Origin of the sequence: Auritidibacter sp. NML130574, from assembly GCF_003185725.2 — a bacterium.
In the GTDB taxonomy this organism is placed as follows: domain Bacteria; phylum Actinomycetota; class Actinomycetes; order Actinomycetales; family Micrococcaceae; genus Auritidibacter; species Auritidibacter ignavus.
Map to the genome: position 1 here is coordinate 2,115,640 of NZ_CP031746.1, position 25,670 is coordinate 2,141,309.

21 protein-coding genes are annotated in these 25,670 nt (G+C 61.3%); 13 read left to right on the top strand and 8 right to left on the bottom strand.

The genetic code is table 11. The features are described from left to right. The first annotated feature begins 185 nt into the window (after positions 1–185). The 5 genes from DCC27_RS09695 (at position 186) to DCC27_RS09715 (ending at position 5,941) form a co-directional block, all read left to right on the top strand. Positions 186–968, top strand: a complete 783-nt coding sequence (locus DCC27_RS09695; RefSeq protein WP_110110686.1) for an electron transfer flavoprotein subunit beta/FixA family protein — start codon at positions 186–188, stop codon at positions 966–968. 13 nt (positions 969–981) lie between these two features. Then, on the top strand, positions 982–1,965 hold the full coding sequence (locus DCC27_RS09700; protein ID WP_110110687.1) for an electron transfer flavoprotein subunit alpha/FixB family protein: 984 nt from the start codon (positions 982–984) through the stop codon (positions 1,963–1,965). A gap of 32 nt (positions 1,966–1,997) precedes the next feature. After that, a complete protein-coding gene (locus DCC27_RS12570) occupies positions 1,998–3,896 on the top strand; it encodes a cytochrome b/b6 domain-containing protein (RefSeq protein WP_246840086.1) in 1,899 nt (632 codons plus the stop codon). Between the two features lie 84 nt (positions 3,897–3,980). Further along, positions 3,981–4,718, top strand: a complete 738-nt coding sequence (locus DCC27_RS09710) for an SDR family NAD(P)-dependent oxidoreductase (protein ID WP_110110688.1) — start codon at positions 3,981–3,983, stop codon at positions 4,716–4,718. 62 nt (positions 4,719–4,780) lie between these two features. Then, complete coding sequence (locus tag DCC27_RS09715; RefSeq protein WP_110098877.1) at positions 4,781–5,941, top strand: acyl-CoA dehydrogenase family protein; 1,161 nt, start codon at positions 4,781–4,783, stop codon at positions 5,939–5,941. A 15-nt stretch (positions 5,942–5,956) separates the two neighbouring features. On the opposite strand, the gene DCC27_RS09720 is transcribed toward DCC27_RS09715, so the two are convergent. Beyond that, positions 5,957–6,730 carry an enoyl-CoA hydratase/isomerase family protein gene (locus tag DCC27_RS09720; protein WP_110110689.1) on the bottom strand — a complete coding sequence of 258 codons (774 nt, stop codon included), beginning with the start codon at positions 6,728–6,730 and terminating at the stop codon, positions 5,957–5,959. A gap of 160 nt (positions 6,731–6,890) precedes the next feature. Here DCC27_RS09720 and DCC27_RS09725 point away from each other — a divergent pair, with 160 nt between their 5' ends. Further along, positions 6,891–8,555, top strand: a complete 1,665-nt coding sequence (locus DCC27_RS09725; protein WP_110098875.1) for a long-chain-fatty-acid--CoA ligase — start codon at positions 6,891–6,893, stop codon at positions 8,553–8,555. A gap of 31 nt (positions 8,556–8,586) precedes the next feature. Here the strand turns inward: DCC27_RS09725 and DCC27_RS09730 are convergent, their stop codons facing one another. Then, entirely contained in the window at positions 8,587–9,498 is a 912-nt protein-coding gene (locus DCC27_RS09730; protein ID WP_110110690.1) for an aspartate dehydrogenase domain-containing protein, read from the bottom strand. A gap of 101 nt (positions 9,499–9,599) precedes the next feature. Between DCC27_RS09730 and DCC27_RS09735 the strand changes: the two genes are divergently transcribed. Both DCC27_RS09735 and DCC27_RS09740 read left to right on the top strand, forming a co-directional pair. Then, complete coding sequence (locus tag DCC27_RS09735; RefSeq protein WP_110110691.1) at positions 9,600–10,607, top strand: DUF368 domain-containing protein; 1,008 nt, start codon at positions 9,600–9,602, stop codon at positions 10,605–10,607. A gap of 138 nt (positions 10,608–10,745) precedes the next feature. Beyond that, complete coding sequence (locus DCC27_RS09740) at positions 10,746–12,170, top strand: HNH endonuclease (protein WP_110110692.1); 1,425 nt, start codon at positions 10,746–10,748, stop codon at positions 12,168–12,170. Positions 12,171–12,190: 20 nt separating this feature from the next. On the opposite strand, the gene DCC27_RS09745 is transcribed toward DCC27_RS09740, so the two are convergent. After that, a complete protein-coding gene (locus DCC27_RS09745) occupies positions 12,191–13,501 on the bottom strand; it encodes an ISL3 family transposase (protein ID WP_117328639.1) in 1,311 nt (436 codons plus the stop codon). 129 nt (positions 13,502–13,630) lie between these two features. Next, positions 13,631–14,941 (bottom strand): ISL3 family transposase, encoded by a 1,311-nt coding sequence (locus DCC27_RS09750; protein ID WP_117328649.1) that lies wholly within the window; start codon positions 14,939–14,941, stop codon positions 13,631–13,633. Between the two features lie 241 nt (positions 14,942–15,182). Between DCC27_RS09750 and DCC27_RS12115 the strand changes: the two genes are divergently transcribed. From DCC27_RS12115 to DCC27_RS09765, 3 genes are all read left to right on the top strand, one after another. After that, on the top strand, positions 15,183–15,881 hold the full coding sequence (locus tag DCC27_RS12115) for a DUF6318 family protein (protein ID WP_148707533.1): 699 nt from the start codon (positions 15,183–15,185) through the stop codon (positions 15,879–15,881). A 486-nt stretch (positions 15,882–16,367) separates the two neighbouring features. Then, the gene (locus tag DCC27_RS09760; protein ID WP_110100882.1) at positions 16,368–16,814 is read left to right on the top strand and encodes a hypothetical protein; all 447 of its coding nucleotides are present in this window, start codon (positions 16,368–16,370) and stop codon (positions 16,812–16,814) included. A 43-nt stretch (positions 16,815–16,857) separates the two neighbouring features. Then, the gene (locus tag DCC27_RS09765) at positions 16,858–17,370 is read left to right on the top strand and encodes an NUDIX domain-containing protein (protein WP_246840087.1); all 513 of its coding nucleotides are present in this window, start codon (positions 16,858–16,860) and stop codon (positions 17,368–17,370) included. Here the strand turns inward: DCC27_RS09765 and DCC27_RS09770 are convergent. Further along, a complete protein-coding gene (locus tag DCC27_RS09770) occupies positions 17,345–18,568 on the bottom strand; it encodes an acyl-CoA dehydrogenase family protein (RefSeq protein ID WP_110110907.1) in 1,224 nt (407 codons plus the stop codon). The genes DCC27_RS09765 and DCC27_RS09770 overlap by 26 nt on opposite strands. 374 nt (positions 18,569–18,942) lie before the next feature. Between DCC27_RS09770 and DCC27_RS09775 the strand changes: the two genes are divergently transcribed. Both DCC27_RS09775 and DCC27_RS09780 read left to right on the top strand, forming a co-directional pair. Then, positions 18,943–19,821: a 3-hydroxyacyl-CoA dehydrogenase family protein gene (locus DCC27_RS09775; RefSeq protein WP_110110906.1), complete on the top strand. Its 879-nt coding sequence runs from the start codon at positions 18,943–18,945 to the stop codon at positions 19,819–19,821. Positions 19,822–19,856: 35 nt separating this feature from the next. Continuing rightward, positions 19,857–20,636 (top strand): crotonase/enoyl-CoA hydratase family protein, encoded by a 780-nt coding sequence (locus tag DCC27_RS09780; RefSeq protein ID WP_110100878.1) that lies wholly within the window; start codon positions 19,857–19,859, stop codon positions 20,634–20,636. Between the two features lie 117 nt (positions 20,637–20,753). Here DCC27_RS09780 and DCC27_RS09785 read toward each other — a convergent pair whose 3' ends face one another. The 3 genes from DCC27_RS09785 to DCC27_RS09795 form a co-directional block, all read right to left on the bottom strand. Continuing rightward, positions 20,754–21,830 (bottom strand): phosphotransferase family protein, encoded by a 1,077-nt coding sequence (locus tag DCC27_RS09785; protein WP_110100877.1) that lies wholly within the window; start codon positions 21,828–21,830, stop codon positions 20,754–20,756. Positions 21,831–21,891: 61 nt separating this feature from the next. After that, positions 21,892–22,722: an SDR family oxidoreductase gene (locus tag DCC27_RS09790; protein WP_110110905.1), complete on the bottom strand. Its 831-nt coding sequence runs from the start codon at positions 22,720–22,722 to the stop codon at positions 21,892–21,894. Positions 22,723–22,976: 254 nt separating this feature from the next. Beyond that, on the bottom strand, positions 22,977–25,667 hold the full coding sequence (locus DCC27_RS09795; protein WP_110110904.1) for an ABC transporter permease: 2,691 nt from the start codon (positions 25,665–25,667) through the stop codon (positions 22,977–22,979). Between the last annotated feature and the right edge of the window lie 3 nt (positions 25,668–25,670).

The following is a 25,670-nucleotide window of genomic DNA, read 5'->3' on the forward strand; positions in this document are numbered from 1 at the left end:
TCGCCTCTTTCGGTAACGATGAAAATAATGCGTGCTAGATCACAGTAGAGTACTATGTGTGTGGCTAAATCCTAACGTGCCATGACGCGCGCCTTGAGGGCACGACGGGACTTTGTGTCCCGGTCAGCGCCAGGATGACACCCACCCGAAACTACAACGTACAAAAGTGCAGACGGAGTGCAGCGATGAAGCTAATGATCTTCGCCAAGTTCGTGCCCGACACCTATGGCAAGCGCGGGCTCGATCTCGAGACCGGCATGGTTGATCGTGTCTCAGAAGCCGTGATCGATGAGATCGATGAACGTGTCGCCGAGGCAGCCACCCAATTTAAGAACGACATTGGTGCCGATGACACCGAAATCATCGCCGTGACCATGGGCCCCGACGATGCCTCGCAGGCGCTGCGGAAGGTGCTGGCTATCGGTGCGGACCGGGCGGTGCACATCGTCGACGACGGATTGGCTGGGTCCGATTTGGTCCAAACCGCCCGCGTTTTGGCCGCCGTGGTGGAGCGTGAAGGTGCTGACCTGGTGCTCACCGGGGCTGAGTCCACCGACGGTCAGGGCGGTATGCTCGCAGCCGCGATCGCCCAGCTGACCGGCCGGCCCGTGGCGCCTAGTTTGGATGAAGCCACCGCGACCGCCACCGGGATTTCCGGTGTCCAACGCGATGGCACCACCGAAACCACGTTGAGCGTTCAGTACCCCGCTGTGGTCTCGCTGACCGAAAAGATTGCTGAGCCACGGTTGCCGAACTTCAAGGCCATCCGTGCAGCGAAAAAGAAGCCACAGGAGCAACTGTCGCTGGCTGACCTGGACCTGCAGGCCGGTCCCGAGGCCGCCTATGTGCGCTCGACGATGGTTAGCGCCGCCCAGCGTCCTGCGCGCACCGCCGGACCGAAGGTCCCCGCTGAGGACAATGCCGTCAAGCAACTTGTTGACTTCCTGGCCGAACGCCACGTGATCTAATCGGAGGCACCCCATGACGAACCCCAATAACCCCGTTGTCCTGGCCCTGATTGAGCTCACTGAGCAGGGCCAACCCGCTGAATCTGCCGCCGAGGTGCTCGGCGCAGCTGCTACAGTCGGCGCTCCCGTGGCTGTGGTAGCCACTGATAGCGAGCCTGCCGCCGAGGTGGTCTCGAGTCTTGGCGAGCTGGGTGCCACCCAAGTGCTGGCCTCCACCGGCGCTGGTTCCGGCTATGGTGAAGCCGAACTGACCGCCCTGGAGCGGGCCATCGACCAGTCTGGTGCCACCACCGTGGTACTGTCTCACACCATCACGGGTCGCAACACTGCCGGGCGACTGGCGATCTCGCGTCACGGTGCCCTGGCCTACGGCACGACCGGTCTGTACTGGGATGCCGAGGGTGAAGAAAACGTGGCCACCCACGCGGTGTTCGGTGGTGACTACAACGCCGAATCCACCGTGGAAGGTGGATTGATGATCGTGACGATTCGCCCTGGGTCGGTTTCCCACCGTGCTGACTCGGTGTCGAGTCCCGAACTGCTCACCCTATCTTCCGGTGAGACCACCTCGAAGTTCGCCAGCGTTGATGCCGTCCAGGTCGCCGAGCAGACCTCGACCCGCCCGGCGTTGACCAGTGCCGACATTGTGGTCTCCGGTGGTCGCGGCGTGGGATCGGCGGAAAACTTTGACCTGGTTAACCAGCTGGCCGATGCTCTCGGGGCTGGCGTGGGTGCCTCTCGTGCCGCGGTGGACTCTGGCTACGCGCCGCACTCCTACCAGGTGGGGCAGACCGGTGTCTCGGTCTCACCGACACTCTATGTGGCTCTGGGTATTTCCGGTGCAATCCAGCACCTGGCCGGTATGCAGACTGCCAAGACCATCGTGGCCATTAATAAGGACGAAGAGGCCCCCATTTTTGAAGTCGCCGATTTCGGCGTTGTGGGAGATCTCTTTGACGTGGTTCCCCAGCTGATCGAAGAACTGGGCAAACGCTAACCACTCGCGCACCACCAGGAGGGGCACCAACGATGACGGAGCAGGACAACCTGCGTGGCGAGCCTTCGCGGCGTCGCATGGCCGGATGGACACCACTAACCGTGGAAAACCCCCACGCCGTGCCGGCCATACGTGCACCGATGAACGCACCGGCTGACCAGCAGACTCCACCCGAGCCTGCTACAGCACAACCGACGGCCGCACAGCCTGCACCCCAGCCACCAGCCGATACCTCCGCGCCGCACGGCGGGGCCGGAAGGGTCGAAGAAGTGACCGAGCCGGCCCCCCTGCCAGCGGGGCGACGTCGCATGACGGGCTGGACCCCGTTGAACTACCGGTTCGTTCCGGAGCACACCGGACAGGCGGTTACCAGTGCGGCACCCTCCACATCCCCTGCGTCTGCACCCGAGGCCGACGCAACCACGGCAGATGGTACCGCCACTGGGGTTACCACCACCGCCCAGGTGGTCGAGGTCGCTGCCGAAGAGCAGTCGATCCCTGCCGGTCGTCGTCGGATGGCTGGCTGGTCACCGCTGAAGTATCAGCGCGTGGCCAGTACCCCGCAGCCGGGTGAGACCACTGAGGGATCCGGTGCATCACAGCAACCTGCGGTAGCTCCTGCCACCGTAGCAACACACGACACCGCGACCGCTACCACCGCGGGCCCGACGACCAGCGCAACAGCAGGTCAGGGGCATGTGGAAGAAGTCTCTACCCCCGAAACCGCTCCGGAGGGTCGTCGCCGGATGGCCGGTTGGACCCCGCTGAAATACCGCTACGTTCCGGCACAGCCGGCCGAAGCGACCGCTGCGGAACTCGAGCAGACCGAGTCACCCGCTACCACCGAGCAATCCCCACCATCGCCGCAGGCATCAGCGCAGACCGAGCAGTCACCGGCCTCCTCGCCGACGGCGACGACCACACCCTCGGATACTCACCTCGCGGCCAATCAGGCGGCAGCCCAGCCCACCGCCGCTGCCGCCCAGCAACCGTCTGTCTCGCCGAGGCCGAAAGAGAAGAAACCGCTCTCGCCGTGGACCAAGCGCCTGCTCGGATTGGCCGGTGTCCTGGTTCTGGCCGTTGTGGTGGTCCTTTTCGCCCGCTGGCTTCGCAGCCTGGACCCGGTGGCCGAGTTTATCGCCACCTACGACGGACACTCCACTCAACCGGCGGATACCCCCGAAGGGTTCCCGTGGTGGATGAACTGGGCACACTTCTTCAACTTCTTCCTGATGGTGCTGATCGTGCGCACCGGTCTGTTGATCCGCACCGAACAGCGTCCCGAAGCCTACTGGCGAGCCAAGAAGAAGAGCCTGTTCTCACCGTTCAAGGACGAAGGACCCAAGGTCACCATCCACCAGTTCACTCACCAAGCCCTGGACCTGCTCTGGGTGCTCAACGGCGTAATTTTTGTGATCCTGCTCTTCGCCACCGGCCACTGGGCCCGCATTGTGCCCACCGACTGGGACATCTTCCCGAATATGGTCTCCGCCGGGATCCAATACGCCTCCCTGGACTGGCCGGCAGAAGATGCGTGGGCGCACTACAACGCACTGCAGGTCGTGGCCTACTTCATTGTGGTCTTCATTGCCTCCCCGATCGCGATCATCACCGGTCTGCGGATGTCGACCTGGTGGCCGAAGAATAACGCCACTCTGAACAAGATCTATCCCGCTCCCCTGGCCCGCAAGCTGCACTTCCCGACCATGATCTTCTTCGTGGCATTTGTGATCGTCCACGTCTTCTTGGTGTTTATGACCGGCGCGCTGACCAACCTGAACTATATGTTCACCGGTCGCGACACCAACGACGTCTGGGGCTTGCTGGTTTTCCTCCTCGCCCTGGCGGTCACGGTCGGTGCCACCTGGCTGATCAAGCCGATGATCATCTCCCCGGTGGCCCAAACCACCGGTACCGTTTCGTCGCGCTAAGAAAACCCCACACGGTGCCTGTGACACGTCTCTCATTTGGTACTGTATGACTGTATAGTCACACCACAAGTTAAGGAGAAGACTATGGAGTTTTCACAGCGTAGTTTTATCGTCACCGGCGGTGGTTCTGGGCTCGGTGCAGCCACCGCAGGGGCCCTCGCCTCCCGGGGCGCCCAGGTCATCCTGGCCGATTTGAAGGGTGAAGATGCTGAAAACCGCACCTTCGTGAAAACTGATGTCACCGACGAAGATCAGGTTCAAAGAGCCATCGAGGTCGCCCAGTCCACAGCACGGCTCTCCGGCCTGGTCAACTGCGCCGGGATCGCCATTGCCCAAAAAGCGGTGTCCAAAGGTCAGGCCACCCCGCTGGCCGACTTCGCCAAAGTCGTCAACATCAACCTGATCGGTACCTACAACACCACCCGGCTGTTCGCCGAGGCCATCCACACCCAGGAACCGGATGAGCGCGGTGAGCGCGGGTTGGTTGTCAACACCGCCTCCGTGGCAGCCTTCGACGGCCAGATCGGACAGCCGGCCTACGCGGCCTCCAAGGGTGGTGTCGCCTCCATGACGCTGCCACTGGCCCGCGAACTCGCCCGCCACGCCATCCGCGTGGTGACCATCGCTCCCGGGATCTTCAAGACCCCGATGATGGCCTCGCTACCCCAGGAAGCCCAGGACTCCTTGGCCAAAGCGATCCCGTTCCCGCAGCGTCTCGGTGAGCCCTCCGAGTACGCCCAATTGGTGCTGCACCTCTGGGAGAACCAGATCCTCAATGGTGAGGTCATCCGCCTGGATGGCGCCATTCGGATGCAGCCCTAACGACCCCACTTTGTCAGATCACCAGATAGCCACCCGGCATCGACCAAGCTGAGGAGAAAAGCATGTTATTAGATGACTACCGCCCCCGCTGGGCCACTGAAGAACACGACGATCTGCGCGATATGGCCCGCGAATTCTGCGAAAAAGAACTCGCTCCCAACGCGGAACGTTTCGCTGAACAACACGAAGTCGACCGCGACCTGTGGAATAAAGCCGGCGACGCCGGCCTGCTGTGCCTGTCCATCCCCGAAGAGTATGGTGGCGGTGGCGGAGACTTCTCCCACGAAGCCGTACTGATCGAAGAACAGGCCCGCGTGGCCGATAATGCCTGGGGTAACGTGATCCATTCGGTGATCTGCGCCCACTACATCCTGGAATACGGTACCGAAGAGCAGAAGCAGCACTGGTTGCCGAAACTGGCCACCGGAGAATTCGTCGCCGCGATCGGCATGACCGAACCCACCACCGGATCCGACCTGCAGGCCATCCGCACCAAGGGTGTTCGCGACGGTGACGACTACGTGATCGATGGGTCTAAGACCTTCATCACCAACGGTTCCCAGGCCAACCTGATCATCATCGTCACCCGCACCAACGAGCAACCCGGTCACAAGGGTATCTCGCTGGTCGTGGCTGAAACTGACGGACTCGAAGGCTTCTCGCGCGGTCGCGTACTGCAGAAGATCGGGACCCACGGACAGGACACCCGTGAACTGTTCTTCTCCCAGATGCGGGTTCCCGCCGCCAACATCCTCGGCGGTGAAGCCGGCGAAGGTAAGGGTTTCTACCAGCTGATGCAGCAGCTACCCCAGGAGCGTCTGGCCGTGGCCGTCACCGGCGCTGCTGCTTGTGAGGCCGCCGTGCGCACCACCATCGACTACACCAAAAACCGTCAGGTCTTCGGCAAGACCGTGATGGACATGCAGAACACCAAATTCGTCCTGGCCGAATGCGCCGGCGACACGCTGGCCGCCAAGTCCATGGTCGACTGGGCCATTGAAGAACATGTCGCCGGCAAGCTCACCACCGAAGGGGCATCTGCGGCCAAGTTCTGGGCCACCGACATGCAGTGCAAGGTGGTTGACCGGTGCTTGCAGCTACACGGCGGTTACGGCTTCATGATGGAATACCCCATCGCCCGCATGTACGTTGATGCCCGAGTGCAGCCGATCTACGCCGGCACCAACGAGATCATGAAGGACTTGATCTCCCGCGGCTTCTAGCCCACCCCAGCTGGATTAGCCGAAGTTCGGCTCCCGCTTTTCCATCATGGCCTGCGCTCCCTCGATGAAGTCGGGGGAGCGCATGGCTGTTGCCTGCACGGCAATTTCATCTTCCAGGTGGGCGTCCAACCCCACCCCGGCATCTACCGAAGCCACCAACAACCGCTTGGTCTGCTCCAAGGAATACCGCGACTTCTTCACCAGGATTTGAGCCAGCTGTTGCGCCCGGAACTGGGGGTCCTCCACCAGTTCGGTGACCAGACCCCACTGGGCAGCATCGGCACCGGTAAACCACTCGCCACTCAATAAGATCTGTGCTGCCCGGGTGGGTCCCACCAGTCGTGGCAAGAACCACGACAGCCCCAGATCTCCCCCGGAGAGACCCAGGTCCCCAAATGGTGCCCGGAACCTGGTCTGTGCGGTGGTGATTCGGAAATCACAGGCTCCAATCAGCGAGATTGCCCCACCGATCACCAGTCCGTTCACCGCGGCAATCACCGGCTGACGGGCGGCCCGGATCTCCACCGGAGTTTGATAAATCGCCCGCACCTGATCATCGTTGATCTGTGGTTCACCGTCATCAGAAAACGGCAGGGCCTTCAGGTTCAACCCGGAAGAAAAGGCATCGCCGGCTCCCTGAATGATGATCACCCGTACCTGTTCGTTGGTGCGTAGCTCGCGCACCGACGCGGCGAAATCTGCAAAATCCTGCGGGCTAAGTGCATTCAACCGTTCCGGAGCATTCAGGGTAACGGTGCCGATGTTGCTGTCAATACTGGTCTCAATCATGTGCTTTATCCTAGTGATCCTGCTAACAACCGACCATGGTGGTCATAGATACCTGACGTCATGAATGAGCGTCATCCGTAATTCGGCTCACATGACATACTAAACTGAGTGAGTCAGATCACCCTTTAATATGAGACTTAACACAACATAAGGAGTATCAATGACTGAACCAGTGGTCACCGGTTACCCCGCCACCATGATGAACGACTACCAGCTCAGCCTCACCACACTGCTGCGCCACGCTTGTCGCAGCTATGGTGATACCCCGGTGGTCTACCGCACGGCCGATGGCGGCTGGGATCGCACCACCTACGCGGCGGAATACACCCGCATCGTGAAGATTTCCTACGCTCTGCGCAAGCTAGGTGTCCGCGTGGGAGACCGGGTCGGCGTGATCGACTGGAACAACCTGCGACACTTCGAAATGTACTGGGCCCTACCGGCCCTGGGTGCCGTCCACGTTCAGATCAACCTGCGTCTTCCCGCCGAAGACATGCTCTACGTGCTGGACAACGCCGGGATGAAAGTTGTGTGTGTCGACGAAACCCTACTCCCGGTCGCCGAGGCGATTGCCCCGCAGGCCACCGGCGTGCAGACCTGGGTGATCATGACCGACAAACCCGCCGACCAGGTCCAGACCAGCCTGGAGAACGCTGTGTTCTACGAGGACATTCTGGCTGAAGCCCCGGTGGAAGAACACTGGCCGAATATGGACGAGAACTCGGCCTGTACCGCCTGCTACACCACCGGCACCACCGGTCGCCCCAAAGGCATCTTCTACTCCCACCGTTCCCAGGTGTTGCACACCTACGGTGTGGCCCAGGTGCTAGGAATCACCTCCGACGACTGCGTGATGCCCATTACCCCGATGTTCCACGTCTCCAGCTGGGGCTTTGTCTATATGGCGGTGCTGTCTGGAGCGAAACTCGTACTCCCGGGCCGGTATGCCATGGAAGAAACCCCGGAACTGGTGCGGGTGATCGTCGAGGAAAACGTCTCGGTCACCAACGGCGCCCCGGCTATCTTCTCCCCGATGCTGGAGGAGATCAAGAAAATGGATCCCGCCCCGGATTTGTCCCGGTTGCGCATGATTTCTGGCTCGTCCGAGCCGCCGCTGTCCATGATGCACGGATTTATCGAGCTGACCGGTGCCGAAGTCATCCACGGCTACGGTGCCTCCGAAACCTCCCCGGTGGTCGCCGTCAACCGTCTGAAAGGTACCCTGAAGGAAAAGCTGAGCGACGACGACAAGTTGCAACTGATGCGCAAACAAGGCCTGTTGCTTTCCGGCATCGACTTTGCCCTCTTTGACGGGGTCGGCTTCGAGGTCCCCTGGGACGGTACCTCGGCCGGCGAGATCTGCATGAAGGGCCCCTGGATCACCGGGACCTACCACAAGATGGCCGAAGAAGATTTGGCCGACCGTTTCGTCAACGGCTACTGGCGCTCCGGCGACGTGGGCACCATCGACGAGAACGGCTACCTGAAAATCACCGACCGCATTAAAGACGTGATCAAATCCGGTGGCGAGTGGATCTCCTCGATCGATATGGAAAATGCGCTCACCGCTCACCCGAAGATCGCCCAAGCTGCCGTGGTCGGGTTGGAACACCCCAAATGGGAAGAGCGCCCCTTCGTGCTGGTGGTGGCCCGCGACGGTGAAGAGATCACCTTGGACGAAATTCACGAGCACCTGCTCCAGGACTTCGCCAAGTGGCAGTTGCCGGACTCCTTCCAGGTTGTTGATCACATCCCCGCCACCTCGGTCGGCAAGATCGACAAGAAGAAGATCCGCGCCGAGTACTCCGATACCTACCTGGCGTGACCTGGTCTCACCAGGGTTGATCTGCGCAAACCTAACCTCGCGGCTTGCCCGCTGTCGGTGGTGTGTGATCCCCCAGCTGCTGAAGCACCTGCCGGAGCGTATGCGCTACCGACAGCGCGGTCGTGATGGAGGTCTGCGGATTTTCCGGGCTCGGAGCCGACTCGAACGTGAACTGAAACCGCCCGGCGGCACCGGTGGCGATGATTTCATGCCGGGCATCGGTCAAACGTGGATCGGCCACCAGATTCAGCTCCACCCGATCCAGCGATTGTTGCATCAACCGCACGTTATCCTCCGGCGACGTGCCCAACCCGCGGGTGGCCCATGCCAACGCCACGCCCACATTCGTATTCCCCGGAAACGACTCTATTGCGCCTCGGGGGGAACCCGAAAACACCGTCAACGGTTCGTCATCGTCCCCCACGTTTGCCAGCCGATCCTGTTGCTGGTCATCCATCCAGGGCTGAATCAAGCTTTCCGGCGGTTTCGATGTGGTAATTCCCACCCGGTCCAGCCCGTCGGCCTCGGCCAGTGACGACAACATATCCAGCCCGCCGATCGCACCGTGGGTTACCCACAACCGTCCCGGACCCGATAACAGCTGGGTGGCAATCTCTTCATCGACCAACGCACCCACACTGGTCAGCACCGCATCTTTACCGGCCGCAATCACCCCCGGTCCGTAGGTAGTGGCCGGTTCAACTCCGGCGGCCTCCACAATGATCTCGGCACTGTCCACCGCTGTTTCTAGACCCGGAGTATCAATCTGGACCAATTGCACGCCATCGGGTGCCGGGCTATCTTCATAGCGCGACAGATCCCGCACCGCCGCGGTGAGTCGGATTCGGTCCTTATCCAGTTCCGGGCGCAACAACCGTGCTAAATGGCGACCCACCACACCAAAACCCAGAAAGACCACGTGGGTTGACGTTTCTGCAGGCATTTTTTCAGTCTAATCTCGTAGACTGACTCGGGCCATGCCCGGCTGGCAGACAACTCCCGCAGAAACAGTCCAGCGACCGTAGAGAACAGGACACCGTCCCGATGTCATCAGCCCCCGATGAGGTCACCGACCAGCAGATCGCGCCCTCCGGACCCAGTTACCGCAAGACCTCCGTGCTCGGTAACGCCGTGCGCGGTGCGATGATGGGCACCGTCGAAACCGTCCCCGGCGTCTCCGCCGGTACCGTAGCCCTGGTGGTCGGCATCTACGACCAGATCATCGATTCCGCCTCGCATCTGATCACCGCCGTCCGCAAACTCATCACCGGCCTCGACCGAGCTGCTGCCTTCCGCTCTGAGATGGCAGCCGTGCATTGGAAAGTCGTCATTCCCGCCGTCATCGGCATGCTCGTGGCGGTATTGTTGATCGCCGGCCCCATGGTGAATCTGCTGGAAAACTACCCCGAACAAATGCGCGGACTGTTCTTCGGCATGGTGCTGGCCTCGATCGCCGTGCCCTTCCTGATGTTGCTCGATGGCTTCCGCTACCGTCGTCAACTGCTACGCTGGGCTGGCAAAGACCCTTCCCGCGAGCGCTTGGGCTACTACCACGTCCTCGCCGCGATCCTCGGCCTGATCGCGGGCTTCTGGCTGGTGTCCCTGCCCCAAGCTGACCTGGCGCCCACCCCCTGGATCATCATTCTCGCCGCCGCCGTCGCGATTTCGGCCCTCGTCTTACCCGGCCTGTCGGGCTCATTCATCCTGCTGACCTTCGGACTCTACGAGCCCACCCTGCGCGCCGTCGACGAACGCGACCTGGGCTATCTGGGAATCTTCCTGATCGGCCTGATCCTCGGCGGTATCGTGATCGTCAAAGCCCTGAAATGGTTGCTGGACCATCACCACGCACTCACCCTGGCGGTGTTGACCGGCGTGATGGCTGGCGCCCTGCGGAGCCTGTGGCCCTGGCAAGACGAAGCCGGATCACTACTCGGCCCCGATCCCAACACGCTGATGCCCGTCATCCTCTTGATGCTGGCCGGTGTTGCCATCGTGGTGGTCTTGATCATCGTCGACCGCCGAATGGCTCGTCGCGCCCAAGACAGCTAACGTCCGACCCATGCGCTCCGTCCGACCCCTGAACTGACGGTCGCTACCTCCACAGCACGCCTCCACAGCCCCCCTGGTTGTCCACAGTTGGATCGGGCCGACTGCCCCCGGATCCAGTGGCCCACTACGTTCGAGGGCATGACCATCCTGACTGATGCCGCCACCACCGCCACCCAATTGGCTCAGGCCCGCGAGCAATTCATGGCCGAATTCGTCGCGATGTGCGTCGATACCCCACTACCTTCACAACCCGCCCACGTGGCTACAGAAGCTGGCATGGTCGAGCTGCTCACCGAACTCGAACGTACCAAAAATGCGCTCACCGCTGCTGAAGTCTGGCTTACCTCCCGGCTTCATGACCAACGCCTCGCCCGCGAGAAAGCCGAAGGCGTCCCCGCCGACCGCCGTGGCGCCGGCCTCGCGGCCGAAATCGGCCTGGCCCGCCACCAGTCACCGACTCGAGGTCACCGTTTCCTGGATCTGGCGCGCACCCTGACGACCACCATGCCCCGGGCATTGGACGCCCTGACCGAGGGCCACATATCCGAAGACTCCTTGCAACGGATCAGTCGCGAACTCTCCGGCCTCACCCCCGAGCACCAGCGGACCATCGATGCCGAACTGGCCCAGCACTACCCAACTCTCTCGGCGCAACGCCTGGCCCGCCAAGCTCGCGGCCACGCGCAACGACTCGATACTGATCGACAGGCCACTCAAGCCCGCGACGCCCGGCCGAAACGCTCCGTCACTCTCAAAGATGCCGGCCCCGGCATGTCCTATGTGATCGGTTACCTCCCCACCGAAGAAGCCACTGCGATCAAGACCAGTCTCACCAAGGCCGCCCGTCGGATGATCGCCGACGCCGACAACCCCGATCCGCGCACGCTGAAACAGCTCGAAGCCGACTTGCTCGTCGAATACGCCACTGGCCAACGCACTGCGCCGGCAGTCTCAGCCCACGTCGGCGTGTTAATCACCGCCGATTCACTGTTTGGCCACGGCGATTCACCGGCCTGGATCTCCGGACAAGGCCCCCTGCCGGCCGACACTGCGCGCAAGTGGCTGAAAAATCCCGAGGCGAAGGCCTTCATCCGTCGTTTCTTTATCGACCCCGGCCACGGCGGCCTGATCGGCATGGAATCCACCGGCCGATCCTTCACACCCGGGCTCAAAACCCTGATTTCCTCGCGCGATGATGTTTGCCGCACCCCGTTCTGCGACAACCCGATCCAAGAATTTGATCACGCCACCCGGTATGCGGACGGCGGAGCGACCTCCTGGGAGAACGGGCAGGGGCTCTGTGCCAGCTGCAACCAGAACAAAGAAAAAATCGGCTGGAACTACACCGCCGACGCCGACGGGGTACAGGTTGAAACCCCCACTGGCCAGAGATACCACACTCCCACCACTCCCGTGATCCCTGGGCTCGTGGTCGGCAACGATCCTCCGGTACCCAATGCCCCGAATCTCAACGCGTCGGATCCCGACAAGGACACGCTGCCCTGGGACGCCGATGATGACCCGCCGGGTTTCGCCGACTCCGAAGGCCCACCCCCGTTCTAGGGGTTTGCACGTTTTCAGGCTCATCGTAATTGAGAGTGTAGAACCGGTCTGAAGCCGCCGGACTCGAGCAGACATCTCGCGATGTAGTGCGTGAGGTTGCGGAAGCCGAGTGCTGAGCCCCGTAGGTGTTCGAGCCTGCCATTGATCGCTTCGGTAGGCCCGTTCGACGTTCCCGGTCGGGTGAAGAACGCCAGGATATCAGCAGCTCGACGCTTCAGAGTCCGTCCTAACCGCTTGAGTTCGGCCAGTCCTGTCGGCAGATTCGTCGTCAGATCGTCGATGACTGTTTGTAAGAGCTTCTTGCCCTCGTTGCCGTCGTTGGTTCGGTAAGCGCGCACAATGTCTTGATAGACGGCCCAGGTGACTTCGACGGCGGTGAAGTTGGCGTCGGCGAAGAGGCTTACGATCCGCTCCTGCTGTTTGGCCGTGAGCAGATCAGCACCGGTGTGCAGAGTCCTGCGCGCCCGATACAACGGGTCTGTTGCTCGTCCGCGATGCCCGGTGGTTTCCTGCTGAATGCGGCGGCGTACCTCGTCGAGGGCATCACCGGCGAGTTTGACGACGTGGAACGGGTCCATGACTTCGACAGCCTCGGGCAGTTCCTCAACGGAGGCTGTTTTGAAGCCGGAGAATCCGTCCATCGCGACGACGTCGATGCCATCACGCCAGTCTTTCGGTCGGGCTTTCAACCATTGCTTGAACACCTGTTTCGATCGTCCGGGCACCATGTCGAGCAGGCGTGCCGGGCCTGCTTTCTGGCTGATGGGAGTAAGGTCGATGATGACGGTGACGTACTTGTCACCGCGCCTGGTGTGCCGCCAGACGTGTTCGTCGACACCAATGACGCTGACCCCGTCGAACCGGGCCGGGTCGTCGATCAGCAGTCGATGTCCCTGCGCGAGGATCGCGGAGTTCGCGGTGTGCCAGGACACGGCGAGTTTGCCTGCGATCACGGACACGGTGTCGTGGTCGATGACGAGGGCACGCAGCGCCCAGTCGAGGCCGGTTCGCGAGATCTTCGCTCGTGGTGGCGCCGCAGCAGTGGTGTTCTGACGCCATACGCGGCCGCATTCGACGCATTTGTACCGGCGGAGGCGAATGTGAAGCGTGGTGGGCCGGTGGCCGAAGGGTTCGTGGGCGAGGCGGCGGACGACGGTGTCGCGGACGATCCCGTGTCCGCCACACCGTCGGCACCAGTCATCGGCAGTGTTGGGCTGGCATTCCAGAATGGCTTTGTGCCCGGTGATGTGCTGGCCAATACACGTGAGGTCAAGGGAGTCGAGCCGGCAGAACGTCGTGAGATCAGGAGATGAGAAAGTAAGCTTGGACACGTCGAGGTCTTTCGGATGGACTGTGTAAGAACTTCCATCATCGGAAGACCTCGACGTCTATCCGGGCAGCGCCACGCCGTGTCCTGGAATCACTGATCCACACCCTCAATTACGAAGAGCCAAAGCGGCTCATCGTAATTGAGAGTGTAGAACTGGTCTGAAGCCGCCGGACTCGAGCAGACATCTCGCGATGTAGTGCGTGAGGTTGCGGAAGCCGAGTGCTGAGCCCCGTAGGTGTTCGAGCCTGCCATTGATCGCTTCGGTAGGCCCGTTCGACGTTCCCGGTCGGGTGAAGAACGCCAGGATATCAGCAGCTCGACGCTTCAGAGTCCGTCCCAACCGTTTGAGTTCGGCCAGTCCTGTCGGCAGATTCGTCGTCAGATCGTCGATGACTGTTTGTAAGAGCTTCTTGCCCTCGTTGCCGTCGTTGGTTCGGTAGGCGCGCACAATGTCTTGATAGACGGCCCAGGTGACTTCGACGGCGGTGAAGTTGGCGTCGGCGAAGAGGCTTACGATCCGCTCCTGCTGTTTGGCCGTGAGCAGATCAGCACCGGTGTGCAGAGTCCTGCGCGCCCGATACAACGGGTCTGTTGCTCGTCCGCGATGCCCGGTGGTCTCCTGCTGAATGCGGCGGCGTACCTCGTCGAGGGCATCACCGGCGAGTTTGACGACGTGGAACGGGTCCATGACTTCGACAGCCTCGGGCAGTTCCTCAACGGAGGCTGTTTTGAAGCCGGAGAACCCGTCCATCGCGACGACGTCGATGCCATCACGCCAGTCTTTCGGTCGGGCTTTCAACCATTGCTTGAACACCTGTTTCGATCGTCCGGGCACCATGTCGAGCAGGCGTGCCGGGCCTGCTTTCTGGCTGATGGGAGTAAGGTCGATGATGACGGTGACGTACTTGTCACCGCGCCTGGTGTGCCGCCAGACGTGTTCGTCGACACCAATGACGCTGACCCCGTCGAACCGGGCCGGGTCGTCGATCAGCAGTCGATGTCCCTGCGCGAGGATCGCGGAGTTCGCGGTGTGCCAGGACACGGCGAGTTTGCCTGCGATCACGGACACGGTGTCGTGGTCGATGACGAGGGCACGCAGCGCCCAGTCGAGGCCGGTTCGCGAGATCTTCGCTCGTGGTGGCGCCGCAGCAGTGGTGTTCTGACGCCATACGCGGCCGCATTCGACGCATTTGTACCGGCGGAGGCGAATGTGAAGCGTGGTGGGCCGGTGGCCGAAGGGTTCGTGGGCGAGGTGGCGGACGACGGTGTCGCGGACGATCCCGTGTCCGCCACACCGTCGGCACCAGTCATCGGCAGTGTTGGGCTGGCATTCCAGAATGGCTTTGTGCCCGGTGATGTGCTGGCCAATACACGTGAGGTCAAGGGAGTCGAGCCGGCAGAACGTCGTGAGATCAGGAGATGAGAAAGTAAGCTTGGACACGTCGAGGTCTTTCGGATGGACTGTGTAAGAACTTCCATCATCGGAAGACCTCGACGTCTATCCGGGCAGCGCCACGCCGTGTCCTGGAATCACTGATCCACACCCTCAATTACGAAGAGCCCGTTTTCATGTGTGCGTGTGCAAATTAATTGTGGATAGCTCTAGTAGCGATTTCTCATGACCAGTAGCGTGGAGTGATGTAGCTTACACAATCGTTTCGATGAAACTGGAGATGCGAACCGTGCCTAAACCATCACTTACACCGTCCACTGAACGTCGGCGACACCGGTTTGCCTCCGTGTTTTCGTGCAGTGGCTTGGTTTTGTTGGGGCTGGTCCTAGCTGGCTGTTCTTCCGACGATACTAACCACAATGCCTCAGCTCGGGATGCCACCGTACCGGACGAGGAGCATCAGACTGCAACTAGTCAAGATCCCTCTCCTACGGAATATATTCCCGCATCCGAGGACGGGCCGGCCCAAAATGTTCCGGTCCCGGAAAAACCTGAGGCTCTCAGTGAGCTGACTGAGGAGGGTATGAAGGCCGCCGCCCTGTATTGGTGGGACGCCTACAACTACACGACTGAGACAGGCGATACCGGGCCGACAGAAGAAGTCTCTGCTGAATCGTGTGAATTCTGTCAAGACGAGATTGAAGTTCTTGAAGCGCATTATGCCGCGGGACGCTATGCGGAAGGTGTGAAGGCCACGCCCACTATCGAAGAAGTCGCATCGTTCGATCCAGATAGTCAGCAAGGGGAGGTCAACATTTCTGTAGAACAAGCGCCCGGGGAGGTCTTCGACTCTGATGGAACCGTTCTGGCGGAACAGTCTGTAGATGAGAGAAACCATTCTAGCTGGAAGATGGATATGGCATTTGACGAGACAGACAGTTCATGGCGACTTACGCAAATGTGGCTCTATACGGACCACGATGCGTGATTGGAGTATTTGATGAGGGGCCCTGCAGTCGCATTGATCGTCTTGATTATTACCTGGTTCACGGCCCATCCGAGTTTTGCGGAGCAAGAACCCTACTGGGACATGGGACTAAGCGAAAGAGATGGAACTATAGATTTGCGCGGTCATTTAAGTATTCCGGGCGAGTCAAGTACTCAGAATCAGTTCCCTCAACAAACTGAGTCTTCTGTCGCGAGTTCTTCCGGTTCTAGCGCTGGTGGGGGCTCGAGCAGTGGGCCGTCTTCGAACAGTGGGGGATCTTCTGCGCATTCGTCTGGACACGCCCTTCGCCTTATCTGTTTCACGCACAAGCGGCTCGAGATACGGATTCCAGAATTTACTACGCCGAAGTGGTGTGACTCGTTGCTGAATCCCAGCACGCCTGTCTCGCAGCCTGGTCCAGTTGGTGGAGCGGGAGGAAATCAGCAGGTGGTCGTTCCTGACGTGACGATGTCAGAGGTAGCAACTATGGAGGTCGAACCGGGTCAGATTTCTACTGATCGTGGTGGGTTCGGGTTGATCCGGGCGCATACCAATTTCTTTGTCGATTCCACCGAGACTCAAGTGTTTGAGGAACAGATGTTTGGTCGTTCGGTTCGCGTTGAAATGGAACCGTTCCGGTATGAATGGGATTACGGTGACGGGACCAGCCGGACGACTTCTGTGGGTGGTTACGCCACGGAGGTGTTTAATGACGAAACCCCGACCTCTCACGTTTACGATGACACCGGCCAGTTCCAGGTCAATCTCACGACTCACTATCGGGGAACCTACCAGGTGGAGGGGATGGCCAGTCGCCCTATCCCCGGGACTTTGGCCCTGGACGCTGATCCGGTCACTGCCGACATCTGGCGTGCCGAGACCCGCAACGTGTCCGGCCCGTGCGATGAAGCTCGAACGAACTGGGGTTGTTGAGCCTGCTCAGGAAGCCTCATGGGCGCGGTTCTATACTGGGCGGGTGGACACGACTCAAGAACAACCCGTCATCACTGTCAGTGCTGTGGTCTTGCGCGATGATCAGGATCGCGTTTGCCATGTGCGCAAAGTGGGGACTCAGGCATTTATGTACCCGGGCGGTAAGCCCGAACACGGAGAAAGCGCTACCGAGACCGCCGTGCGGGAAGCCCGCGAAGAGTTGGGTCTTCAATTACGGGTCGAGGACCTGCACGATTGGGGTACATTCACCAGTGTTGCAGCCAACGAACCGAATACGGTGTTACGTTCGCGAGTCTTTACCGTCGACTACCAGATCTGGCAGGACCAGGACCTGCAACCTCACGCGGAAATCGAAGAGCTACGCTGGATCCCTATCGACGGTGACGATCCAGGGCTTCCTCAAGGAACCTTTCTCGCTGACCTCGCCACAGAGATTCGAACCCGAATGCAACAGTCCGCTATCGGCTACCTCACTGAGACTTCTCGAGCCCAGTTGGGGAGGGTCGAGCCTATTTATAGGCCGGAATCCCGGTGAGCTGGTGGCCAATAATCAGCGTGTGTACTTCGTCGGTTCCCTCGTAGGTGCGAACCGATTCGAGATTATTGGCATGACGAAGCGGTGAGTAGTCGCCGGTAATGCCGTTGCCACCCAGAATGGTGCGACACTCACGGGCGATGTTGATCGCGCTACGGCAATTATCCATCTTCGCCACCGAGATCTGATGGTTCTCTAGGGTGCCGGCGTCTTTGGCTCGACCCAGTTGCAGGGCCAGCAACTGCCCTTTGACCAGATCGACGGTGAGATCGGCCAGTTTCTTCTGGGTGAGCTGGAACGAGGTCAGCGGGCGGCCAAACTGCAATCGTTCGGAGGCATAGTTTAATGCCACCTCCAGGGAGTCGCGAGCGGCCCCCATCGCGCCCCATGCAATGCCGTAGCGGGCTTCATTCAGGCAACTAAAGGGACCGCGCAAGCCGGGATTCTTGGGCAATATCGCATCGGCGGGCAGGGTGGCATTGTTCAGGTGGATCTCGCACTGCAACGAGGCGCGCATCGACAACTTTTGCTCGATCGGGATGGCCGTGAAGCCTTCGGTGTCGGTGGGCACGATAAACCCGCGCACGACCTGGGCATCATCGGGCTTGTCGTAGTCCTCAGGAACCGCGCCGACCGTGCGTGCATCGGCCACCGAGGTTTTGGCCCAGACGATGCCCACCTGGGCGATGGAGGCCAAACCGATCCAGCGCTTGGCGCCGTTAAGCACCCACTGTCCGTCAACGAGTGTGGCCTGGGTGGTCATACTGGCTGGATCGGATCCGGCGGTGGGTTCGGTGAGACCGAAGAAACCTAGCGCTGCACCGCTTGCCATCTTGGGCAACCAATATTCTTTTTGTTCTTCGGAACCATTCTTAGAGATCGCCGACATCGCCAGGGATCCCTGAACCGAGACCACGGTGCGCAACCCCGAGTCGCCAGCTTCCATCTCCTGCATCGCCAGACCGTACTCCACCGCGGAACGTCCCGCGCAACCGTAGCCCTTCAAATGCATGCCGAATAGGCCCAGCTCCGCCATTTCGGGGATCAGTTCGATCGGCAAATGGGCTTGATCAAACCACGTGGCGATCTGCGGACGCACCCGGCGATCCACAAACTCCGCGACTCGGTCACGGACCTCGAGTTCTTCAGTGCTTAGTAACGACTCGATGTTCATCAGGTCAGTGGGATGCTTGGGCATGAGCGCTCTTCCTCTTTTCACAACGGCCTCAGCTGGCAAGACAATGTATTCCACATCATAGTGACCCACACCGCACGGTGGGGGTTATGGCGAGGGGTTAATGCTTCTATACGCAGATGCGGGCCGATTATTGCGTGCCGGGAATTGCTCAACTGAGACTATGGGATGGCGCTGTTGGACAGCCGGGGTGATCAGCAGCGTAAGAGCCCAACGCATCTTCCACTGTGATCGTCGCCACCGGTAGGCTAAGCGGGAGGTGTATCATCACCCATCGGCTCTCGCCGGCCAGCACCAGTTGGCACTGGTCAGCACCGATCAGAACTGATCAGAGTCGAGGAGAAACGACCGAAGCAGAACGAGGAGATAGTGCTCTGATGGTTGACGACCTGCTACAAAACATCCGTCGCATTGCCGTGATCGGGTCCGGGACCATGGGGTCGCAGATCTCGATGGCGTGCGCCCTGGCCGGATTCGAGACCACTGTGGTGGATATTGTGGATGAGGCCCTGGAGAAAGCTGAAGCGTCTTTGCGCTCGCGGATGGAACGCGACGTGTCCAAGGGCCGTCGCCAGCAGGCTGATGTTGATGCGGCGTTTGACCGGTTGAGCTTCTCGACGGATTCCGATCAGGTGGTCTCGGGCGCCGATGTGGTAATTGAAGCAGCCACCGAGAACCTGGAGATCAAGCGCAAACTGTTCGCCGGTTTTGATCAAGCGGCGCCGGAGCACACGATTCTGGCGACCAACTCCTCCACGATCGTCTCGTCTCAGGTTGCTGATGCCACCAACCGGGCCGATAAGGTGTGCAATTTCCACTTCTTCAACCCGGCGCTGGTGATGAAGGCCGTGGAAATTGTGCCCAACGACCAGACCTCCACCTACACCATCGACGTGATGTGCGCTGTGGCGCAGCGACTGGGCAAGCACGTGGTGCAACTGCACCGTGAGATCCCCGGGTTCGTGGCCAACCGGCTCATGAATGCCCTGCGCGATGAGGCGCTGAATCTTTACCAGGCCGGTATTGCCAGCTATGAAGACATCGATGTGGCCGCCCGGGATGCTCTGGGCCACCCGATGGGGCCATTCGAGCTGATGGATCTGGTGGGGATCGATGTTTCCTACTTCATCGATATGGCCGAATACGACCAAACCGGGGAGGACGCAGCGCTACCGCACCCGGTGCTGAAAGAAAAATACGAAACCGGTGACTACGGCCGGAAAACCGGTCGTGGTTGGTACAACTACGAGAACTAACAGCCCCGGCACGGGCATCCAGAAGGAGTTTAGCCATGATGGAATCACCGACCGATCAGCTGATCACTGAGCGCCGCGATCAGGTGCTGATCATTACCCTGAACCGGCCCAAGGCGAAAAATGCCGCGACCAATGAAATGTCGGAAGCCATGGTGGCGATCCTGGACGATTTTGATCGGGACGACTCTTTGGCGGTAGCGATCCTGACTGGCGCCGAACAGACCTTTTGTGCCGGAATGGATCTGAAGGCCTTCGCGGAAAAGGGCGAGCGCCCGTTTGTGGAAGGTAAAGGGTTTTTGGGGATCGCCGAGAACTTCGTGTCCAAACCGGTGATTGCCGCGGTGGAAGGATACGCGCTGGCTGGTGGCTTTGAGACCATGCTGGCCTGTGACCTGGTGGTGGCCTCCGAAACCGCGACGTTCGGACTCCCCGAGGTCAAGCGCGGGTTAATCGCTGCCGGGGGTGGTGTGGTGCGACTGCCGCGGCGCACACACCGGGCCGTGGCGTTGCACATGGTGCTGACCGGTGATCTTTTCCCCGCTGAGTTTGTGTACCGGCACGGACTAGTCAACGAGCTGGTGCCGGAAGGCACGGCGTTGGACGCCGCCCTAGAGATGGCCCAGAAGATCGCGGCCAATGGCCCGCTGGCAGTGCGGGTGTCCAAACAGGTGGTGGTGGAATCTGCCTCCTGGACGGAGGATGAGATGATGCAGCGTCAGCGGGTGCTCACTGAACCGGTCGGGGAGTCCGAGGACGCACTGGAGGGATCCCGTGCTTTTGCGGAGAAACGTGCTCCGCAGTGGAAAGGACGGTAACGCCCAAAACGAGCCGGTACACCTGGCAGCAGGTGCACCGGCTCGCTGGTTTTGATCAGTGGTGGCTGTTGTGGCTGACTGAGCTGTGGTCTGATTTGATCTGAGCGAGTGCGGGGATTAGAGGTGCTCCAGACCGTAGGCCAGCACGGCAGGGCCGAGCTCACCGACCTTGTCGAATCCTTCACCCACGGTCTTGCCCTGCAGGTAGCGGTAGTGGATGCCCTCCATGATCACCGCTAACTTGAAGGCACCCAGGCCCAGGTAGAAATCAATCTGGTCCAGGTCCCGCTGGGAGCGCTCCGCGTAGCGTTGCAGAAGCTCGTCCTGGCTGATGAAGCCCGGGGCCAGGGCAACATCGGACACCGATTCGGCGGCGTGGCCACCCCGGGTGGCCAAGGCGTTGTACACCACGGTCAGAGCCAGATCTGCTAGCGGGTCGCCCAGGGTCGCCATCTCCCAGTCGAGCACCGCCAGGACTTCGTCCTGCTGGTCGGTGCCGGTGGCGCCAATTAGCGTGTTGTCGAGCCGGAAGTCGCCGTGGACAATGCTGACCTCGGAGTGCTCCGGGATCTGGGACTCTAGCCGGCGGTGTAGCTGCTCAAACTCGGGGATATCCCGCGACAGGGAGGCATCCAGCTGTTTCTTCCACCGGGACACCTGGCGCTGCAGGTAGTTGGCAGGTTTACCGAAGTCCTGTAGCCCCACCTCGGCCGGATCGATGGCATGCAGATCGACCAGCGTGTCCAGGATCCGCTCCGAAATTTTGCGGGTCCGCTCTGCTCCGATCGGTTCCAGCTGGCGGGCATACCGGTAGGTGGTGCCCTCGATGAAATCCATCAGGTAGAACGGGGCGCCCAGCACCTCGGTGTCCTCACACAGCGTGACCGCATTGGGGACTGGGAAACTGGTCGGGGTCAGTGCGGAGATCACTCGATACTCACGCGACATATCGTGAGCGGTGGCCAGCACGTGACCAATGGGAGGTCGGCGTAGCGCCCAGGTGCTGCGCCCATCAGTGACCCGGTAGGTGATATTGGACTTACCACCGGTAATCAGATCGGCAGACAGTTGCCCTTCGGGGTCAACGAGTCCCGGGTGGTGATCATCCAGGTAGGTACGAACCGCGGCTAAGCTCAGCCCGGGCAGGTCCTCACCCGGCGCCGCGTGGCCTGTGGAGTTGTCAGGCTCGCTCATGATCTATCGTCTCCTCTTGCTGTTCTTCCCTGTTCCGCACCGTGCGCTGTGGCAGGCTTGCTTAGGCAGAACCGCCGGCCACGGTGATGCCACCATCGACCACCAAGATTTCACCGGTGATCCACGAGGCGGCATCGGAGGCGAGGAAGGCCACCGCAGTGGCAATGTCTTCGGGGGTGCCCAGCCGCTTGGCCGGGTACTCAGCTGCCACGGTCTCTTCCCGGCCCTCGTACAGGGCCTTGGCGAAATTGGTCTTGACCACCGCGGGTGCGACGGCGTTGACGCGGATGTTCGGGCCGAGCTCGACAGCTAAGGTGCGGGTCAGGTGGGAAACGGCTGATTTGGACACGCCGTACAGGCCAATACCGGCTGAGGGGATAATCGAGGAGACAGAGGTTAGGTTCACGATCGAACCGTGGTCTTTGAAGCCCAGCTCGTCATCGGCGATGACTTCCTGAACCCAGGCCAAGGTGGAGATCACGTTGACTTCCAAAATCTTTTGGACGGCTTCCAGCTCGATCTCGGCCAGCGGGCCGTAGACCGGGTTGATCCCGGCGTTGTTGACCAGCACATCCAGGCGACCGAAATTGTCCTTGACCTGAGCGAGAACCTCGGGACGGTGCTCGGGATCGTGCGACTTTCCGGCGATCCCGATCGCGCGACCGGAGGAACCGGCCTTGCCGGCCAGTTCGTTGAGGTGCTCGGCGGCTTCCTGCAGGGGGCCTTCCTTCCGGGCGGTAATCACAACATTCGCCCCGCGAGCGATCAGCTCTTCAGCAATGCCCAGGCCGATCCCGCGAGAAGCGCCGGTGACCACGGCGGTCTTGCCGGCGAAGTCTTGTGGTTTGGCCTCAGCGTGCTGTTGCGATGATGCGGTGGTTTCGGTAGTCACGGTCCGGGACCCTCCAGTCGATAGTGGTATGCAGTGGGCGGTGGGAGAATGCTTCTCCCCTGATCACCCCTTTAGAGTAACCCGGGTCACAGAGGATTGGAAAGTAGCTCACCTAAAACGACACTGTTGGCCGATAAGTTACATGCGCCGGTTAAACCGGTGGCTGGGCCCGGGCAGGTGGTGCCATCTCGTCACCCGATGTGGCGATGAGAGCTGGACACCACCGGCCACGGACCCAGTGCTAGCGCTTGCGGTTACTCCATGGCCAGCCCCTGGACCGGCGGGGTCTTCACCGCCCGGCGGGCCGGGGCGATGGAGGCCAGCAGGCCGGCCAGGGCCGCTACTGCCAGGATGATCAGCATCTCCACCCACGGGACGGTGAGTCCCACCACCTCGGAAGAGGACTGGCTCAGCGTGTCATCGGCTAGTAGCGGCTGGAAGAGCGCTTGGGCCCCGGCCCAGCCGTAGAACACTCCGAGCACACAGCCGAGCACGGCGCCTACCGCTGCGATCAACATCGCCTCCCAGGCCAGCATCGAGCGGAGCCCCCCACGGGTCAGCCCCAACGCGCGCATCAGCGAGTTCTCTCGGGTGCGTTCCATGGTGGACAGCGAGAGCGTATTGGCGACGCCGACCAGCGCGATGATCACCGAGATGGCCAGCAAGGCGACCACGATCAGCAAGAGCATGTCGATCACCATCTGGTAGAGGGCCTTCTCGGCCGCGGGCGCAGTGACGTTGGCGGTCTCGTCCAGCTGGGTATTGATCGAGGTGAACAGTTCGGTGAGTTCGTTCATGCTCAGACCGTCGTCGACACTGAACCAGACCTGACCGCCAGGCGAGACCGGGGCGGCAGAGTCCGGGGAGTCTGGCAGGCTCTCGGCCGGCATGGGGCCACCCAACGCCTCGGCGGTGGCGGGCGAGACCAGCGGGTTCTGCAATGACGTCTCGGTTCGCTGCACCGTCAGCGTCAGCGTGGTGCCGTCGGCGCCGGTGACCTCCAGGGTCTGCGGGGTCGGATCGTGCCCCAGGTCTTGCCCCTGTTGCTCGATCCATGACGGCAACAACACCGTGTGCTTTTCCTCGAGCATCTCGACGTCTTGATCCGGAATGCCGACCGCGGTCAGCGCGTCGGGCTGGGCGGACTGGACCTGTTGTAGCGTTCCACTGGAGTCCTCGTAGGTGCCGACAGTCTCGATCACGGCAGTGTTCTGCACGTGCTCGAATTGCTCGATATCTTCGGCGGTGGTGGCGGGATCGGCCAGCTCCGTGATGACGGCATCGACCGGGAAATTCGAGGTCAGTAGCTTGTCGGCTTGCGCCTGAGCGATGCGTCCACCGGTGAGCATCAGCGTGACCAGCGTGGTGCCCACCAGCAGTGCGGTGGCGGTCGAGGCGGTGCGGGACCGGTTGCGCACCGCATTCAGCTGGGCCATTCGGCCCGGGACCCCGCCCAGACCACGCAGGAGCGCGCCCACACCGTAGACCGCGCCCGGAACGAACAGCACCGCCAGCAACAATATGCCGATGAAGGAGATGACCCCACCCAGGATCGCCAGCAGTAACTGGCCGACCAGGGCGGTGCCGACCATCAGCGCCGAGCCGCCCACGAACAGTACCGCACCAATGATCAACCGGATGATGCCGGTCTTCTGCTGCACTCCGGTCGGCTCCATCGGACGCAGCGCGGCCAGCGGGGAGACCCGGGTGGCGCGCAGGGCCGGGGAGAAGGCGGCGACCACAGTGATCACCACACCGGCCACCAGCACCCAGAGCAGGTTCAGCTCTGCTCCGAAGGTCAGTTGCGGCATGTTGAGTAGCTGAGATCCCAACAAGACCAGCAAGGCCATCAAGCCTACCGCGAGCCCGAGGCCGATCACCGAGCCGATCAGGCCGATCGCGAAGGATTCCAGCAATACCGAGGAGCGGACTTGGCCGCGGGTGGCGCCCAAGACCCGTTGCAGGGCCAGTTGTTGGGAGCGCTGGGCGACCAGCACCTGGAAGGTATTGGCGATCACCAGCATCGTGACAAACAGGGCGACCACCGCAAAGGCCAAGAGCACGCCGACTAATTCGGCGGCCCCGGGGGTTTCCTCGAGTTCAGCAGCGATGGTGTGCTCTGGGGTGTCGACCTGGATCGTGGTGGTGATGCGGTCGTCAGCGGTTTGACGCTCGGCCCACGACGTCAGCTCGGCCAGGGCCTGGTCCGTGGAGGCACCGTCGGCGAGCCGGATCAGCGTGTAGTCGGTGAAGACGGTGTCGGCCTGCTCGGCGGATTCGTCAGTAGCTGGTTGACCGGATCCGTCGCCGGTCTCGGGGTCCTGGCTGGGTACGGCGTTGAAGGCTTCGACCAGGTCCGTGGAGCCGATCGCCTGGTAGCCGTAGACCATCATCGGGTTGGTGGTGCTCGGCAAGGTACCGGTCAGGGTGGCGGTGACCGGGCCGTTGGGGCCCTCGAGCTCGAAGGTGTCGCCAATATCGAGACCGAGCTTTTCGGCCGCCTCAGCGTTCAGGGCAATCTCGCCGCTGCCGTCGTGGGCCGGCAGCTCGCCCCGAGTCGGTTCGGTAGCCACTAACGAGTGATCCCGCGGGGCCGGTTGTAACAGCAAGGGCGCCGCGTTGGGCTCAGTGTCGGTTCCGAGGGGAACATAGGTGGTGCTCGGCGAGTAGGCCTCGGCGACGGTATCGAGCTCTTCCAGCTCTCGCTGGGTGTCTGGATCGGCCAGCAATAAGGCCGCATCGGAATACGGGTCCGGGGACAACACCACATCGGAGGTCGAATAGGTCTCTCCGAGGGTGGCTTTCAGGGTCGCGGTTGAGGTGGATCCGACCAGGAGCGCTCCGGCGAGAAACATGGTGCCGATCACGATCGCGATCAGCACCGATACGTACCGGCGAGGGCTGTGGCGGATCTGGGAGAGGGCAATTTTCAGGGTCGGTGCCATCGT

Excerpts from the sequence above, each read along its gene's own strand:
- DCC27_RS09730 (WP_110110690.1), bottom strand. The coding sequence starts at position 9,498 with ATGCCTGCAGAAACGTCAACCCACGTGGTCTTTCTGGGTTTTGGTGTG.
- DCC27_RS12570 (WP_246840086.1), top strand. The coding sequence starts at position 1,998 with ATGACGGAGCAGGACAACCTGCGTGGCGAGCCTTCGCGGCGTCGCATG.
- DCC27_RS09710 (WP_110110688.1), top strand. The coding sequence starts at position 3,981 with ATGGAGTTTTCACAGCGTAGTTTTATCGTCACCGGCGGTGGTTCTGGG.
- DCC27_RS09715 (WP_110098877.1), top strand. The coding sequence starts at position 4,781 with ATGTTATTAGATGACTACCGCCCCCGCTGGGCCACTGAAGAACACGAC.
- DCC27_RS09725 (WP_110098875.1), top strand. The coding sequence starts at position 6,891 with ATGACTGAACCAGTGGTCACCGGTTACCCCGCCACCATGATGAACGAC.
- DCC27_RS09770 (WP_110110907.1), bottom strand. The coding sequence starts at position 18,568 with ATGCCCAAGCATCCCACTGACCTGATGAACATCGAGTCGTTACTAAGC.
- DCC27_RS09720 (WP_110110689.1), bottom strand. The coding sequence starts at position 6,730 with ATGATTGAGACCAGTATTGACAGCAACATCGGCACCGTTACCCTGAAT.
- DCC27_RS09700 (WP_110110687.1), top strand. The coding sequence starts at position 982 with ATGACGAACCCCAATAACCCCGTTGTCCTGGCCCTGATTGAGCTCACT.
- DCC27_RS09735 (WP_110110691.1), top strand. The coding sequence starts at position 9,600 with ATGTCATCAGCCCCCGATGAGGTCACCGACCAGCAGATCGCGCCCTCC.
- DCC27_RS09785 (WP_110100877.1), bottom strand. The coding sequence starts at position 21,830 with ATGAGCGAGCCTGACAACTCCACAGGCCACGCGGCGCCGGGTGAGGAC.
- DCC27_RS09740 (WP_110110692.1), top strand. The coding sequence starts at position 10,746 with ATGACCATCCTGACTGATGCCGCCACCACCGCCACCCAATTGGCTCAG.
- DCC27_RS09695 (WP_110110686.1), top strand. The coding sequence starts at position 186 with ATGAAGCTAATGATCTTCGCCAAGTTCGTGCCCGACACCTATGGCAAG.
- DCC27_RS09795 (WP_110110904.1), bottom strand. The coding sequence starts at position 25,667 with ATGGCACCGACCCTGAAAATTGCCCTCTCCCAGATCCGCCACAGCCCT.
- DCC27_RS09760 (WP_110100882.1), top strand. The coding sequence starts at position 16,368 with ATGGAGGTCGAACCGGGTCAGATTTCTACTGATCGTGGTGGGTTCGGG.
- DCC27_RS09775 (WP_110110906.1), top strand. The coding sequence starts at position 18,943 with ATGGTTGACGACCTGCTACAAAACATCCGTCGCATTGCCGTGATCGGG.
- DCC27_RS09780 (WP_110100878.1), top strand. The coding sequence starts at position 19,857 with ATGATGGAATCACCGACCGATCAGCTGATCACTGAGCGCCGCGATCAG.